The 14,704-nt window shown below is 68.1% G+C and carries 13 protein-coding genes; 9 read left to right on the top strand and 4 right to left on the bottom strand.

The genetic code is table 11. The features are described 5' to 3' along the window. Window positions 1-360 precede the first annotated feature (360 nt). Genes BLQ28_RS09880 through BLQ28_RS09860 form a run of 5 tightly spaced genes read left to right on the top strand, consistent with a single transcriptional unit; the run spans window position 361 to window position 5,952 of the window. Entirely contained in the window at window positions 361-1,173 is an 813-nt protein-coding gene (locus BLQ28_RS09880) for an IclR family transcriptional regulator (protein ID WP_093238731.1), read from the top strand. Then, window positions 1,170-2,162 carry a tripartite tricarboxylate transporter substrate binding protein gene (locus tag BLQ28_RS09875; RefSeq protein WP_093238730.1) on the top strand — a complete coding sequence of 331 codons (993 nt, stop codon included), beginning with the start codon at window positions 1,170-1,172 and terminating at the stop codon, window positions 2,160-2,162. The genes BLQ28_RS09880 and BLQ28_RS09875 overlap by 4 nt, the downstream gene beginning before the upstream one ends. 18 nt (window positions 2,163-2,180) lie before the next feature. Beyond that, window positions 2,181-3,623 (top strand): acylating sulfoacetaldehyde dehydrogenase, encoded by a 1,443-nt coding sequence (locus BLQ28_RS09870; protein WP_093238728.1) that lies wholly within the window; start codon window positions 2,181-2,183, stop codon window positions 3,621-3,623. 2 nt (window positions 3,624-3,625) lie between these two features. Beyond that, entirely contained in the window at window positions 3,626-5,158 is a 1,533-nt protein-coding gene (locus BLQ28_RS09865; protein WP_093238726.1) for an AMP-binding protein, read from the top strand. After that, entirely contained in the window at window positions 5,155-5,952 is a 798-nt protein-coding gene (locus tag BLQ28_RS09860; protein WP_093238725.1) for a sulfite exporter TauE/SafE family protein, read from the top strand. Before BLQ28_RS09865 ends, BLQ28_RS09860 begins: the two co-directional genes overlap by 4 nt. A gap of 30 nt (window positions 5,953-5,982) precedes the next feature. Here BLQ28_RS09860 and BLQ28_RS09855 read toward each other — a convergent pair whose 3' ends face one another. Beyond that, a complete protein-coding gene (locus BLQ28_RS09855; protein ID WP_093238723.1) occupies window positions 5,983-6,567 on the bottom strand; it encodes a zinc ribbon domain-containing protein in 585 nt (194 codons plus the stop codon). Between the two features lie 173 nt (window positions 6,568-6,740). Then, on the bottom strand, window positions 6,741-7,211 hold the full coding sequence (locus tag BLQ28_RS09850) for a DUF1801 domain-containing protein (RefSeq protein ID WP_176801056.1): 471 nt from the start codon (window positions 7,209-7,211) through the stop codon (window positions 6,741-6,743). A 168-nt stretch (window positions 7,212-7,379) separates the two neighbouring features. On the opposite strand from BLQ28_RS09850, the gene BLQ28_RS09845 reads away from it, so the two are divergent. The 3 genes from BLQ28_RS09845 to BLQ28_RS09835 all read left to right on the top strand — a co-directional run bounded on the left by BLQ28_RS09845 (window position 7,380) and on the right by BLQ28_RS09835 (window position 10,748). After that, window positions 7,380-9,392 (top strand): sensor histidine kinase, encoded by a 2,013-nt coding sequence (locus tag BLQ28_RS09845; protein WP_093238720.1) that lies wholly within the window; start codon window positions 7,380-7,382, stop codon window positions 9,390-9,392. 9 nt (window positions 9,393-9,401) lie between these two features. Then, the gene (locus tag BLQ28_RS09840; RefSeq protein ID WP_256327238.1) at window positions 9,402-10,142 is read left to right on the top strand and encodes a response regulator transcription factor; all 741 of its coding nucleotides are present in this window, start codon (window positions 9,402-9,404) and stop codon (window positions 10,140-10,142) included. Between the two features lie 291 nt (window positions 10,143-10,433). Beyond that, window positions 10,434-10,748, top strand: a complete 315-nt coding sequence (locus tag BLQ28_RS09835) for a hypothetical protein (RefSeq protein ID WP_093238718.1) — start codon at window positions 10,434-10,436, stop codon at window positions 10,746-10,748. 21 nt (window positions 10,749-10,769) lie between these two features. Here the strand turns inward: BLQ28_RS09835 and BLQ28_RS09830 are convergent, their stop codons facing one another. Continuing rightward, entirely contained in the window at window positions 10,770-11,981 is a 1,212-nt protein-coding gene (locus BLQ28_RS09830; RefSeq protein WP_093238717.1) for a DUF2252 domain-containing protein, read from the bottom strand. Window positions 11,982-12,127: 146 nt separating this feature from the next. After that, window positions 12,128-12,946 (bottom strand): IclR family transcriptional regulator, encoded by an 819-nt coding sequence (locus BLQ28_RS09825; protein ID WP_093238715.1) that lies wholly within the window; start codon window positions 12,944-12,946, stop codon window positions 12,128-12,130. Between the two features lie 95 nt (window positions 12,947-13,041). On the opposite strand from BLQ28_RS09825, the gene BLQ28_RS09820 reads away from it, so the two are divergent. Beyond that, window positions 13,042-14,679, top strand: a complete 1,638-nt coding sequence (locus tag BLQ28_RS09820) for a GMC family oxidoreductase (protein ID WP_093238714.1) — start codon at window positions 13,042-13,044, stop codon at window positions 14,677-14,679. Window positions 14,680-14,704: the final 25 nt, after the last annotated feature.

Here is a 14,704-nt window from a genome sequence, read left to right as displayed (position 1 = left end):
CCCTCCGCGAATGTCCCCCGGGGCTTCGCCCCTCCTCCTTTATTTCGCTGCGGGGAGTACCCGGTGCCCTGCGCACAGTAGGCGCCGTCGTTGCGCCGGCCGATCAACGACCACTCTGAATAACGCTCACGCCGGCGGGGTGCCTTGCGCAGCGAAATAAAGGAGGAGGCCGCAGGCCGGGGGCATTCGCGGAGCAAGGTACCCCGTCGGCGCGAGCGACGCCCTGAACGGTCCCCATTGCACAGTGGGTACAAATGCAAAGTTTCATTCCCTCAGTTGACAAAAAGCCCCCAGGGTTCTTACATTGCGTTTCACATCCGAGAACACTGTTCCAATATTTGGAACATTCAAGAAGGTCTCATGGACTCCACGCTTGCCAAGGGCCTCGCCGCCATCGAGTGGATGGCGCGCCAGCAGCGCGACTGCCGCGTCACCGAACTGGCGCAGGCCTTCGGCATGGCGCGCAGCAACGCGCACCGCACGCTGCAGACGCTCGTGGAATGCGGCTGGGCCGTGCAAGACCCCGACACCAGCGCCTACCGCCCAAGCCTGCGGCTCTTCGAGCTGGGTGCGCTGGTCGGCGAGGCGGCCGACGTCGGTGCACTGCTGCGCCCGCACCTGGCAAAGCTGGCGCAGGCCACCGGCGAGACCATCCACCTGGCGGTGCTTGACCGCGCCGAGATCGTCTACCTCGACAAGTTCGACAGCCCTCTTCCCGTGGCCGCCTACTCGCGCGTCGGCGGCCGCGCGGCGGCCTACTGCGTGGCCTCGGGCAAGGCCTTGCTGGCGGCTGCATCGCTCGACGTGCCCGCGCTGCAGCAGCGGCTGGGCACGCTGGTGGCACACACGAAGAACAGCATCACCGACTTCGATGCCCTCTTCGCTGAACTGGAACGCACGCGCACGCGCGGCTACGCCGAGAACCGCGAGGAATGGCGCCTGGGCGTCTGCGGCCTCGGCGTGCCGGTGTTCAACGCGCGCGGCGAGGCCGTCGCGGCCGTGGGCATGAGCGTGCCGTCGATCCGCTTCGCGCGGACGCAGGCACGCGAACTGGCCGACCACATCAGGGCCTGCGCACGCGACGCCAGCGTCACGCTGGGCTACCGCGCCAGCCCCGAGCCCGCGACAGGGCAGCTCCCGACATCCGTCACGAAGAGAAGGAGACTCGAATGAACCTGTTCCTCGCCCCCTGGCTGCGCGCGGGCCTGCTGGCCGTCGCCGCCCTGGCCGCACCTCTTGCCACGCAGGCGCAACCGCCTGCCGGCGACTACCCGAACAAGCCGATCCGCCTGGTCGTGCCCTACCCGCCCGGCGGCGGCACCGACGTGATCGCGCGCATCGTGCAGGAGCGCTTCTCCAGCCTGCTGGGCCAGCAGGTGCTGATCGACAACCGCGGCGGCGCGGCCGGCTCCATCGGCACCGAAGTCGTGGCCAAGTCGCCGCCCGATGGCTACACGGTGCTGTTCACGCTGTCGTCGCACACCATCAACCCGGCGATCTACAACAAACTGAACTTCGACACCGCGAAAGACTTCGCGCCCGTGGGCATGGTCGCCTCGTTGCCGCAGATCCTGGTAGCCAACACGCAGTTCGCGCCGAACACGGTGGCCGAACTGATCGCGCTGGCCAAGGCCAAGCCCGACAGCATCTCCTTCGCGTCGGTGGGCAACGGCTCGCCGGGGCACCTGGCGGGCGAACTGCTCAAGCTGCGCACCGGCACGCAGATGACGCACATCCCCTACCGTGGCGGCGGCCCTGCCGTGACCGACGTGATGGGCGGGCAAGTGCCGCTGCTGTGGGTGTCGATTCCGGCGGCTGCGCAGTTCGTGAAGGCCGGCAAGCTCAAGGCGCTTGCCGTGTCGACCACCAAGCGCAGCGCGGCCTTTCCCGACGTGCCGACGATGCAGGAGGCCGGCATCGCCGACTTCGACGTGGACTCCTGGTACGCGGTGTTCGTGCCGGCGAAAACGCCGCAGCCCGTCATCGACAAGCTCAACCGCGTCATCAACGTCGTGGTGAAGGAACCCGAGATCCGCGACAAGCTGCTGGCGCAAGGCAGCGAAGGCGTGGGTGGTACGCCCGAGCAGCTCGGCAAGGTCGTCGGCACGGAACTCGTGCGCTGGCAGAAGCTCGCCAAAGAGGCCAACATCAAGGTCGATTGATCGACACAGACAGATCCCATGGAACATCCCGCATCCCCCTCTTCTTCCCCCATCGCCGAACTCGTGGGGCGCGCCCGCGCCGCGCAGCGCGTTTACGAAACTTGGTCACAGGCGCAGGTCGACACCGCCGTGGTGGCTACCGGCTGGGCCATCATCGAACCGGCGCGCAACCGCGAGTTGGCCGAACTGGCCGTTGCAGACACCGGCGTCGGCAATGTCGAAGACAAGGTGCGCAAAAACCACCGCAAGACCTTCGGCCTGTTGCGCGACCTGCACGGCGCGCGTTCGGTCGGCGTGATCGGCGAAGACCCGGCGCGCGGCATCGTCGAGATCGCGCGGCCCGTGGGCGTGGTGTGCGCCGTCACGCCATCGACCAACCCCGGCGCCACGCCGGCCAACAAGATCATCAATGCGCTCAAGGGGCGCAACGCGGTCATCGTCGCGCCGTCGCCCAAGGGCTGGTCGACGGCGGCGCGCTTGATCGAGTTCATCCACGCGCAGCTCGACCGCATCGGCGCACCGCGCGACCTGGTGCAGTTGCTGCCCCAGCCCATCAACAAGCAATCGACGGCCGAGCTGATGCGCCTGTGCGATCTGGTGGTGGCCACCGGCTCGCAGGCCAACGTGCGCGCGGCCTATGCGAGCGGCACGCCGGCCTTCGGCGTGGGCGCGGGCAACGTGGCGGGCATCGTCGATGAAACGGCCGACGTCCGCGCGGCGGCCGAGCGCATCGTGCGCTCCAAGACTTTCGACAACGCGACCAGTTGCTCGTCGGAGAACAGCCTCGTCATCGTCGATGCGGTACGCGCCCCGATGCTCGCGGCGCTGAAAGACCGTGGCGCAGTCATGCTCGCGGCCCCGCAGAAGGCCACGCTCCAGGCGCTGATGTGGCCCGAGGGCAAGCTCTCGGCCGCTGTCATCGGGCAGTCGGCGCGCACCATCGCCGAACGCGCGGCAAACGTCGATGGCGCGAACCGCGAGGCATGGCTGGCCATTGCGGCGACCGATCCGCGCATCCTCATGGTGGCCGAAGACGGCGTGGGCCACGACCATCCGTTCTCTGGTGAGAAGCTCAGCCCCGTACTCGCCATCTATGCCGCGCGCGATTTCGACGAAGCGGCCGCCACAGTCGAACGCATCTACGGCTACGAAGGCGCGGGCCACTCGGTGGGCCTGCACAGCGCGGTGCCCGAACGCGCGCTCGCGCTGGGCCTTGCGCTGCCGGTGTCGCGCGTGATCGTCGACCAGGCGCACTGCATCGCGACCGGCGGCAGCTTCGACAACGGCCTGCCTTTCTCGCTGTCGATGGGCTGCGGCACCTGGGGCAAGAACAACTTCTCCGACAACATGAACTACCGCCACTACCTGAACATCACGCGCGTGTCGCGTCCGATTCCAGAAAAGGTGCCGAGCGAGGAAGAGATCTTCGGAGCCTTCTTCGCCGCGCACGGCGCGAAGTGAGCATGGCGGCGGCAACCACGGCGCTGGAGACCGTCCACGCGCTGATCGAGCATCAGGCGCGGCTGCAGCCTCATGCGGTGTATGCCCGCGCGACCGAGAGCGAGCGGCACATCGGCTATGGCGAACTGGCGCGAAGCTGCCTGCGCGTGGCCGCCGTGCTGCGCGGCCATGGCGCACGGCCGGGCGACACGGTCTCGGTCGTCATGCCCAACGGGTTGCTGACGCTGCGGCTGCTGCTGGGCGCGATGCACGGCGGCTTCTGCGTGAACCCGGTCAACCTGTTGTCGCAACCGGAGCAGATGCGCCACGTGCTGTCGCATTCCGATTGCCGCGTGGTCTGCGTCGCACCCGAGTGGGAAGCCCGCGTGCGCGAGATCGTGCAAGCCCTCGACCGGCCGGTGACGGTAGTCGTGGCCGACCCCGAGGCCGATGCGTTGCCAGGAGAGAAAGACGAAGACACCGCACTCGCCACGGCACCGCCTGCACCCGGCAGCGTGGCGCTGCTGATGTACACCTCGGGCACCACCGGCCTGCCCAAGGGCGTGATGCTCACGCAGCGCAACCTCGCGGCCAACGCGCATGCGATCAGCGCCGAACATGCGTTGCAGCCCTCCGACCGCGTGCTCGCAGTGCTGCCGCTGTATCACATCAACGCTTTTGCGGTGACCATGCTCGCGCCGCTGGCACACGGCGGCAGCCTGGCGATGCCACCGAAGTTCTCGGCGGGCCGCTTCTGGGCGCAGGCCACGCACACGCAGTGCAGCTGGATCAACGTGGTGCCCACCATGATCTCGTACCTGCTCGAAGGCCCGAAGCCGCCGCTTGCGCAGACAGTGGCGATCCGTTTCTGCCGCTCGGCCTCGGCCGCGTTACCGCCCGAGCACCACCGCGCCTTCGAGCAGATGTTCGGCATCGGCATCGTCGAGACCATGGGGCTCACCGAGACGGCCGCGCCTTCGTTCTCCAACCCGATGGACCCGGCCGCGCGCAAGCTCGGCTCGGTGGGGCGCGCATCGGGCTGCATGGCGGGCGTGGTCGATGCGCGGCTGGCGGCCGTGCCCAACGGCGTGACCGGCGAGCTGGTGATCCGCGGACCGAACGTGATGCTCGGCTACTACAAGAACGACGAAGCCACGCGCGCGAGCTTCACGCCCGACGGCTGGCTGCGCACCGGCGACCTGGGGCACCGCGACGAAGACGGCTTCTTCTTCGTCACCGGGCGCATCAAGGAACTGATCATCAAGGGCGGCGAGAACATCGCGCCACGCGAGATCGACGAAGCGCTGCTGCAGCACCCCGCCGTGCTGGAGGCCGCTGCCTTGGGCGTGCCCGACCGCCACTACGGCCAGGAGGTCGGCGTGTGCATCGTGCTGCGCGAAGGCGTTGCCTGCACCGAAGAAGAACTGCGCGCCTTCAGCGCCGACGTGCTCGGCCGCTACAAGGCGCCCGGCCACTACCGTTTCGTGACCGAACTGCCGCGCGGCCCTTCGGGAAAGGTGCAGCGCCTGAAGCTGCTGCCGTTGTTCGGCGCATGACGGCGGCCGAGCTTCTGGTGCCGCCGCTGGCGCCGGCCTTGCTCGTCTACAGCCTGTGCGTGGTGTTCGCGGCGGGCATCGTGCGCGGCTTTGCGGGCTTCGGCTTCTCGGCCATCACGGTGGCGGGCATGTCGCTGGTGATATCGCCCGCGCTGGTGGTGCCCGCGATCTTCGCGCTGGAAATCCTCGCAAGCCTGAGCCAGTTGCGCGGCATCGCGCGCGATGTCGACATGCCCTGGCTCAGCTGGCTGATGCTGGGCAACCTGATCTGCATTCCCATCGGCGTGGCGCTGCTGGCGTGGCTGCCTGAAACGCCCCTGCGCCTGCTGATCGGCGCGCTGCTGATGGCGGCGGCCCTGCTGCTGCGCGGCGGCGCGCATGTCACGCTGGTGCCCACGCGCGGCGTGCGGCTCGCGGCGGGGCTGGCATCGGGCTTCATCAACGGCGTGGCAGCGATTGGCGGCATCGCGATCGCGGTGATGCTGAGCACCACGAAGATGGCACCGGCTGCGCTGCGCGCCACGCTGATCGCGCTGCTGCTGTTCAGCGATATCGTGTCGTTGGTCTGCGCCGCGCTCATGCCCTCCGCGGCGCATGCCTCGGGCACGCTGCTGGGGCCCGACACGCTCAAGTGGGCGCTGTGGCTCGCGCCCGCGATGCTGGCGGGCATCTGGTATGGGCAGCGCTCGTTCAAGGGTGTGTCGCCGGTGCAGTTCCGGAAGCACGTGCTGAATCTGCTGATTGCGCTGGCGACGGTGAGCGTGGTGCGGTCGCTGGTCGGTCTGCTTGGCTGAGTTGTCGCACCCTCGTGGGCGCGGAAATGCTCAGGTGGCCAGCGGCTTGATGCGCCAGCCGTCCGGCGCATCGAAGGACGCGCCGCACTTCGGCTGGGGACAGATGGGTGAGTCAAGCGGAATCACCGTTCCGCAATTCGGGCACGTGCCCTTTGGCAGCGCGTCGTACGCTTGCTGAGCCAGCAGAGCGCGGCCTTCTTCAGTCTGCCGAAGTTCGTCGGCCGCACGGCGGTTGCGCTCATCGGCCAGGTCCTGTGCACGACGTGCGGTGTACAGGGCCACGGTACGGTCCTTGTCACCGACCGCATCCGTGAATGCCTTGGCCCAGATGCCCGCCTTGCGCTGCCCGCTGGTCGCCTCTTCGAGCGCGACCGCATAGTCGTCATCGACCGGACCAGGAGGCGGAGCTGGAGCGCGGTTCGTCTGTCCTCCCGACACGGATTCAGCTGCGTCTTTCGAAAGATCCTTCATGACCGCCAGCAGAATGAAGGCGATCACGGGGCTCACGATGATGCTGATGAAGAACCAGCCCACACCGAAGCGCCCCCGGTTGGAAGCCCAGATACCCGCGCCCACGCACAGCAGCAGGAAGAAGAAAAAGCCGCTGAATATCATCTCTGATCCTTCTCTATATCTCTCGTTTTTTAAGCGAACCTCGATACGGGTCGCTGTTCGAATTAGAACTCAGGTTGTCAGTCGGATCGGTCCCGAATCAAGGAGCGATTCCATTCGAAAACTTGCGTGCGGTGCCCGGTTTGTCGCACGGGATTTCGCGGCCGTCGCGGCCGTCAACGCCCCGCTTGCGCAAGCCGCCGCGGTCTCTGCCTGGCCACCACCGTCTTGACCATGGTGGAAAGCGCCGGTGCCGCCAACAAGCCCTGCCGGTGCGCAAGCACCGCCTGCGCAATCAGCGCTTCAACTTCGGGCGTGTTCATCTGCGACGGCGCCTGCAGGCGAATGCTTCGCACCTGTTTTCCCGTGCCTTCGAGCAGCCCGGCCGGATCGTCCAGCGCCGCGCCGTCGAGAAAGAACAGCGTGACCCATCGGGGATAGCCGGCGATGGAGATGAACGCGTCCGACGCCTGATCGGTCGGGCTGATGCCGAACACCAGCGCGTTGTAGTTGTCGAAGACCAGCTCGAAGCCGCGCGGAAAGAAGGCGCGCAACCGTTGGCGCGCGTCGCGCAATTGCGCCTCGACCACGGGCGAATACTTGGCCAGGAAGGTCGCAATCTGCGGCTCGTGATCGGGTGCGTTCATGGTCGGCATTCCGGTGGTTCGCCTGGGCCTTCGACGCACATCGCCGTGGCAAAGCATCAGTTGTCGAAGGGTGTGAGAATTGTCACCTCTTTGTGAACTGCAGCTGGAGAAGGCCCCATCCCGTCCGTCGCGTCCGTCTGTGCTGGCTTCTGGCTCCGCTGCATCCTGTTGACACTGCTCCCGTGGCTCGGCCTCGGCGCTTCGGTGCAGGCTGCCACGGTGGGTGCCGCCGACGGCGTCGCAAGCGGCTTCGGCTTTGCACAGCGCGTCGAGGTGCTGCGTGCTCCGGCCGGCACCTTGCCTGCAAGCGAGGTGCTTGCGGGGCGGCACGATGCATCTTTTACGGCGCTTGCGGCGAACGATGCGGCTTCGCTGAACTGCACGGCGGGCGTCGAGTGCTGGGCCCGCTTCACCCTGTCGCGCACCGCCGATGCGCCCGCCGACTGGTGGCTGCGCGTGCGCGCCGTGCGGCCTGGCGGCGTGACGCTTCATCCATCCGATGCTGCAGGCGCGAACACGGCAGGCCGAGCCGGCCGCCAGTTTCCGCTGAGCTGGCGTTTCGTCAGCCAGGACCTGTTCTTTCCGGTGCAACTGTCTGCGTCGCCAGCCACGTATTACCTGCACCTGCAGGACACCTTGGGCGTCGACGGCTTCCAGCTCTTGCAGAACAGCGGCTTCGAGCGCCAGCAACGCCAGCTCGGCACCTGCCTGAGCGTCAGCGCCGGCGCAACCTTCGCGCTGCTGATGCTCAACCTGGTCTTCTGGAAGTGGCTGCGCGATTCGCTCTTCCTGCACTTCGCACTTGTGATGCTGGCCGCGCTGCTGCTGCATGCCTGGCAGATCGTGCCGTCGATGTGGGAGCCCGAGCAGTTGGGCGACATGGGCCTGCGTGCCGTGCTGCAGGCGCTGTTCCAGGCATCGACTGCACTCTTCGTTTCGCGGCTGTTCGAGTTCAGGCACCACCTGCCGCGCGCGGCGCGAACGGCCAACGCCTTCGTCGCGCTGAACCTGCTGAACGCAGTGCTCGCGCTGGCCGGTTATCACGCCGCGATCGAACCCTGGATGGCAGTGCTCGAACTCGCGGCGCTCATCGGCACCATCGGCATCGCCGGCTGGCTGTTGTTCGTCAGGCGCCAATGGCAGTTTGCATGGCCCGCCGCGCTGATGCTGCTGCTCGCGCTGTCGAGCCTGATCGGTCGCCTGCGATGGATGGGCCTGCTGGACGCCGGACCCGACGAAGGGCTGGGGCCAACATGGACGGCGGTGCGGCTGACCTACATGCTGCTGCTCGCGATCATCGTCGCCGACCGCACCCGCCGCGCCGAGACCCAGTTGCGGCAGACCCGCCATCGCGCGCTCGACGACGCGCAGCGCGCCGAACGCCTGCTCGAAGACAAGGTGCAGCAGCGCACCCTGGAGCTGTTCCGCAGCAACGCCTTGCTGGCCGAGGAGATCGGGCGCCGCCGGCAGGCCGAGGCCAGCCTGGAAGCCGCGCTGGCGTCCGAGCGCAAGGCGCTGCAGCAGCAGCGGCAGTTCGTGTCGCTGGTGTCGCATGAATTCCGCACGCCGCTGGCGGTGATCGACGCGGCCGCGCAATCGATCGAACTGCCGAAGGTGGAGATACCGCCGCGCGTCGCCAAGATCCGGCGCGCGGTGCAGCGGCTGACGCAACTGGTCGTCAACTGCCTGGCCGAAGACCGCCTGCACGGCGAGCGCCCGCAACTGAAGGCCGAGACCATCGATCTGCGCAGATTGGTCGAAGGGCTGATCGCGCCGCTCGGCCCGCTCGAGCAGGCACGCATCCGTCTGCACCTGCCGCACGGCGGTGCGTGGGTTCATGGCGACCCCGCGCTGCTCGAGATCGCGCTTCACAACCTTGTTCAGAATGCCATCAAGTACTCGGCGCCCGACCGCCATGTCGACATCCACGTCACTGTGCAGGAGCATCTGGCCTGCGTGGACGTGGAAGACCGTGGCGACGGCATTCCCGCGCACGAGCAGCCGCACATCTTCGAGCGCTTCTTTCGCGGCACCGGTGCCCGCATCGCCGGGGGCACTGGCCTGGGTCTCTTCCTGGGTGCGGAGATCGCGCGGGCGCACAGCGGCTCGCTGGTGCTGGTGCGCTCGAATCCGGCGGGCTCGGTCTTCCGCTTTCTGCTGCCGGTCGTGCCGGGTCATTGAACACGCTGCATGAGCACCATCGACCCCATCGAACCCGCTGCCATGGCCCCGCTGCGCGTGTACCTGGTCGAGGACGACGACGACCTGCGCGAAGACATCGTGCTGCTGCTCGGCAACGCGGGCTTCGACGTGCGCGGCCTGCCCGATGCGCCGGCCTTCTACAAGGCGCATGCGCTGGCGCCCTGCGAGGTCGCGGTGCTCGACATCGGCCTGAGCGGCGAAGACGGCCTTTCGCTCGCCGCGCAGTTGCGTGCGACGGGCCCCATCGGCATCGTCATGGCGTCCGCGCGCGGCGCGGTGGAAGAACGCATCGAGGCGCTGCGCCGGGGCGCCGATGTGTACATGGTCAAGCCCGTGCACATCGAAGAGTTGAGCGCCACCATCCGCATGCTGGGCAGCCGCGTGCGCGCCGTGATGCGCCCGCCACTCGCAGCGATACGGCACGTCGCCGGCTCGGCACCTGCATCTGTCTGGCGGCTCGCCGAAGGCGACTGGGTGCTGTGCGATCCCGCGGGGCTGCGCCTGAAGCTCACCACCAACGAGCGCGCCCTGCTGTCGTCGCTGATCGGTGCAGGCGGCCAGGTGCTGAGCCGCGACGACCTGCTGCTCGGCATGGGCGGCAACCCGCGCGATGCCGACCCGAAGCGGCTCGATGTGATCGTGAGCCGGTTGCGCCGCAAGGCACGGCAGGCCGGCATGCGCCTGCCGCTGCATGCGGTGCGCGGCACGGGGTATCAGTTCGCCCCCTGAGCCCGCGCCCGCGACAAGAGCCTCGGCGGTGCAACTTATTGCAACCCACTGAAAGAAAGTGGCGTTGACCCCGGCACGCTGATCTTTGACAGTCTCACCCGCGCGTCGAACTGCCACTTTTGTTTCTCGGCGCAGCATCTTTTGAATGTTCCGAGGAGACGGATCAGTGAGCAGGTTCTATCGAACAACGTGGCGCGTCGCGCCCGATGTGCCCCGTGCGCCCGGTACGCGGGTGGCCCAGTGAAGCCCCCGCCCCATGACGACGATCTGCAGGTCGCGGATCGCCCCGCCATGGCCGACACCGATTTCCAGTCGAGGCAGCCGTACGTCGTGCGCCTCGAAGGCGAGGCGCTGACGCTGAGAGACCGCATGGTGGTGAGCCAGGCCCTCCTCGTTCTTCTGGAGGAAAGCCTCGGCGGCCCAGCGCGGGTGATCGCATGCTTTCGCGCATGGTCGAGGCAGCTCGAACCGGACTTCCAGTGGATGAACGAGACCGAACAGACGGACGCGCGCGCCTGGCAAAGGGCATTCGAGCGCGCGAGCGATGCGGCACAACGCATGCTGTCGCGGCCGGGGAGCGGGACTTTCTCTTTCGAGCTGGCCTGAGGGCGGCCGCCCGAGCTCCGATCAGGACTTCAGCGCACCGCCGTCGAAAGCATCGCTGTAGGCCTTCCAGTCTTTCCCGACCAGCGCGGCGCATTGGTGCGCGGCGTCCAGCAGGTCGGCGCGCCACGACTTGGCCGAGCCTCCGAAGTCAATCAGCGCATCGGCGATGGCCGAGCCCTGGCGCCCTGCGCTGCGCAGTTGCGCCCAAGCCATCAGCTGCCCCATCTCGTCGATCACGCCGCGGATCTGGTCGAGCCCCGTGCGCTGCACGTCGAGCGTCACGCGGTCTTCGCTGGGTTGCAGGCCGCGCAGCACGTACGAAATCTTGGCCTCTGCAATGGGATGCAGGAACGCCATCGACACGGCCTGCATGCGGCGCTGCAGCCCCACCACGCGGTGCGCTTGCGAGGGCCAGTCGGGCTGCTTGAGCTTCAGGTGCGGCGCCAGGGACGACGGCAGCGCCTGCTTCAGGTCGAGCAGGTAGTTGCCGTCGGGCGAGCCCTTGCCTTCGACCAGCACGATGTAGCGCTCGACGCCGAGGCTGCCGGTGCCGGCGATGCGCCGCGCCACGTCGCGCACCTTGAAGAAGCCCGGCTTGTCCTGCGAGGCCGCGAAGGTGTCGACCAGCTTCGTCACCCGGTCGCGCGCGGCGTCGTCGACCTTCAGCGCGTGCTTGCCGTCGCAGCGAATGACGCGGCCGTGGCCCTTGCTGTCGGTGCGACGGTCGAGAAAGGCGGGCCGGGTGCGCGCCTTGAGCGTGTCCAGCAACTCGCCGATGAGCCCGTCGGCGGTGTCGCGCTCGACCCAGCGGGCCTTGCCCAGCGACAGCGCGCCAGCATAGGCGTCGAGGAAGACCTTGCACAGCGCGGTCGCGTCGTCGGCGCTCGCGCACAGGCTGTCGCCGGCCACCAGGATGCTGGTGAGAAAGCGCACCAGCTCCCACGTCACCGGCGCCAGCGCGGCTTCATCGAAATCGTTGAGGTCGAAGTACACGAGCCGGTTGTCGCCCTTGTAGCTGCCGAAGTTCTCGAGGTGCGCGTCGCCGCACAGCCAGCCCGCGGGCGCCTTCGTGAACAGCGGGTCGGCCGGCAGGCGGTCGTAGAACAGGTGGCAGGTGCCGCGCAGGAAGACGAAGGGGTTGGTGCGCAGGTTGGCGAATTTCATCGCCAGGCGCTCCGGATCGCGGCCTGCGTTGTAGTTGCGGATGGTTTCGACGACGTTGACGTTCACCATGGGTTTCCCTGTTCTTCATGCACGCCGCATGAGCACGGGATTCTCGGCCAACGCCCGATGGTGCGCACGCTTGCGGGGAGAAATCGGCGTGGCTGTTCGCGCCCCGCCTCCTCTATCCGGGAGGCTGCGGGCTCGAATGCTCAGGCTCAGAGAAGCCCGGTCATCTTCCCCGCCGCGGCCTTCAACGCATCGATGCGCTTCAACGCGTCTTCCATCGACATCCGCGCCGTCGGCGCATGCACCGCCAGCGCCGCGCGCACGGCGCCTGCGGCATCGCGCACCGGCACGGCCACCGCCACCAGCCCGGCGATGAACTCCTCGCGGTCGCACGAGTAGCCGCCCTTGGCGATGTCCTCGCACTCGGCGTGCAGCGCGGCGGCCGTAGTCAACGTGTTGGCGGTCATGCGCGCGAGCGGCAGCCGGTCGATCAGTGCGTCGCGCTCCTTCTTCGGCATCGACGCCAGGAACAGCTTGCCGCTGGCGGTGCAATGCAGCGGCACGTGCGAGCCCACGTCGAGCGTCAGCCGCAGCGGCCATTGCGCTTCGACGCGATCCAGATAAAGCACCTGCGCGCCGTCGAGCGTGGTGAGGTTGCAGGTCTCGCCGACCTGGCGCACGAGTTCGGACAGCACCTCGTGCCGCAGCCCGCGCACCACGCCGTGGTTGAGCGTGTCGAAAGCCAGCTTGCGCAGCGCGGGGCCGACGCTGAATGAGCGCTCGTCCACGTCGCGCGCCAGGAAACCCGTCGCCAGCAGTTGCGTGCAGATGCGGTGCGCGGTGCCCTTGGGCAGGCCCAGTTGCGCGGCCAGCTCAGCGAGCGTGAGCGCGCGGCCCTCGTTGGCCAGCAGCGCCAGCAGGCGCAGGCTGCGTTCGGCCGAGGAACCGGAGCCGGGTTCGTCGGCCACGGCCGGTGCTGGCGAAGGGACGGCAATGGCGGCGGCAGGCGTGCGCGCGGAACGGGGCATGCGGGTAAACCTTAAAAATGGAACATTGCGTTCCGAAAATCAATGGCCTACGATGCGGCCGAGCCCAGCGATTGTTCCACTCCCGGACCCCTTGCATGCCTGACCCAGAGTTCGACTACATCGTCGTCGGTGCCGGTTCCGCCGGCTGCGTGCTGGCTGGCCGCTTGAGCGAAGACCCGGCCACGCGGGTACTGCTGCTCGAGGCCGGGCCGCCCGACAGGTCGCTCTGGATTCACCTGCCCATCGGCTACGGCAAGACGATGTGGAGCCCCACCTACAACTGGCGCTTCGAGACCGCACCCGACCCGAACATGAACGGCCGGCGCATCTACTGGCCGCGCGGCAAGACGCTGGGCGGCTCGAGCGCGATCAACGGCCTGATCTACATCCGCGGCCAGCGCGAGGACTACGACCACTGGGCCGCGCTCGGCAACACGGGCTGGGGCTACGACGACGTGCTGCCCTACTTCATCAAGTCCGAGGGCAACCAGCGCGGCGCCGATACCTTCCACGGCGGCAACGGCCCGCTGAAGGTCTCGAACATCGCGGCCAGGCACGAGCTGATCGAAGCCTTCATCGACGGCGCGCAGCAGACCGGCGTGCCGCGCACCGAAGACTTCAACGGCGCCCTGCAGGAAGGCGCCGGCTACTACCAGCTGACCACGCACAAGGGCTGGCGCTGCAGCACGGCCAAGGCCTACCTGGCGCCGGCGAAGCACCGGCCCAACCTGCGCATCGAAACCGATGCCATGGCCAGCCAGTTGCTGTTCGAGGGGCGCCGTGCGGTCGGCGTCACCTACCGGCAAGGCGGCGAGCTGAAGACCGCGCGCTGCCGCGCCGAGGTGCTGCTGTCGGCGGGCTCGATCCAGTCGCCGCAGCTGCTGCAGCTCTCGGGCATCGGGCCGCGCGCGCTGTTGGAGCGCTTCGGCATTCCGCTGGTGCACGAGCTGCCCGGCGTGGGAGAGAACCTGCAAGACCACTTGCAGATCCGCCTGGGCTACGAGTGCACGAAGCCCATCACCACCAACGACCAGCTCAATTCATGGACCGGCCAGATCGGCATGGGCCTCGAATGGCTGCTGCACCGCACCGGCCCGCTGGCGGTGGGCATCAACCAGGGCGGCTGCTTCATGCGCGCGCTGAAGGATGCGAGCGGCCGGCCGGTGGCGGCCACGCCCGACATCCAGTTCCACGTTGCCACGCTCTCGGCCGACATGGCGGGCGGCAAGGTGCATCCGTATTCGGGCTTCACGATGTCGGTGTGCCAGCTGCGGCCCGAGTCGCGCGGGCACGTTCGCATCCGCTCGCGCGACGTGGCCGAGCCGCCCGAGATGCAGCCCAACTACCTGGCCACCGAACTCGACCGCGCCACCACCGTGGCCGGCGTGAAGGCGGCGCGCGCCATCGCCGATGCGCCCGCGATGCGGCCTTATGTGAAGCGCGAAGTGAAGCCCGGCCCCGACGCCGCGAGCGACGCCGAGCTGCTCGAGTTCTGCCGCAACAACGGCGCCACCATCTTCCACCCCACCGGCACCTGCCGCATGGGCACCGACACGTTGGCCGTGGTCGATGCGCGCCTGCGCGTGCACGGCATCGCGGGGCTGCGCGTCGTCGACTGCTCGGCCATGCCCACGCTGGTGTCGGGCAACACCAACGCACCCGCCGTGATGATGGCCGAGAAGGCCGTCGACCTGATCAGAGAGGACGCCGAAGCGGCCCGGGCCGCACGCTGAGTTTTTTCCGCAACGCCCAAAGGCC

The organism is Variovorax sp. EL159 (genome assembly GCF_900100965.1).
Lineage (GTDB): Bacteria > Pseudomonadota > Gammaproteobacteria > Burkholderiales > Burkholderiaceae_C > Variovorax.
This window is presented reverse-complemented; position numbering and strand designations above follow the sequence as displayed.

Bases quoted from the DNA above. Each gene is read 5' to 3' on its own strand.
- BLQ28_RS09880 (WP_093238731.1), top strand. From the start codon at position 361: ATGGACTCCACGCTTGCCAAGGGCCTCGCCGCCATCGAGTGGATGGCG.
- BLQ28_RS09820 (WP_093238714.1), top strand. From the start codon at position 13,042: ATGCCTGACCCAGAGTTCGACTACATCGTCGTCGGTGCCGGTTCCGCC.
- BLQ28_RS09835 (WP_093238718.1), top strand. From the start codon at position 10,434: ATGGCCGACACCGATTTCCAGTCGAGGCAGCCGTACGTCGTGCGCCTC.
- BLQ28_RS09850 (WP_176801056.1), bottom strand. From the start codon at position 7,211: ATGAACGCACCCGATCACGAGCCGCAGATTGCGACCTTCCTGGCCAAG.
- BLQ28_RS09860 (WP_093238725.1), top strand. From the start codon at position 5,155: ATGACGGCGGCCGAGCTTCTGGTGCCGCCGCTGGCGCCGGCCTTGCTC.
- BLQ28_RS09825 (WP_093238715.1), bottom strand. From the start codon at position 12,946: ATGCCCCGTTCCGCGCGCACGCCTGCCGCCGCCATTGCCGTCCCTTCG.
- BLQ28_RS09865 (WP_093238726.1), top strand. From the start codon at position 3,626: ATGGCGGCGGCAACCACGGCGCTGGAGACCGTCCACGCGCTGATCGAG.
- BLQ28_RS09840 (WP_256327238.1), top strand. From the start codon at position 9,402: ATGAGCACCATCGACCCCATCGAACCCGCTGCCATGGCCCCGCTGCGC.
- BLQ28_RS09870 (WP_093238728.1), top strand. From the start codon at position 2,181: ATGGAACATCCCGCATCCCCCTCTTCTTCCCCCATCGCCGAACTCGTG.
- BLQ28_RS09830 (WP_093238717.1), bottom strand. From the start codon at position 11,981: ATGGTGAACGTCAACGTCGTCGAAACCATCCGCAACTACAACGCAGGC.
- BLQ28_RS09875 (WP_093238730.1), top strand. From the start codon at position 1,170: ATGAACCTGTTCCTCGCCCCCTGGCTGCGCGCGGGCCTGCTGGCCGTC.
- BLQ28_RS09855 (WP_093238723.1), bottom strand. From the start codon at position 6,567: ATGATATTCAGCGGCTTTTTCTTCTTCCTGCTGCTGTGCGTGGGCGCG.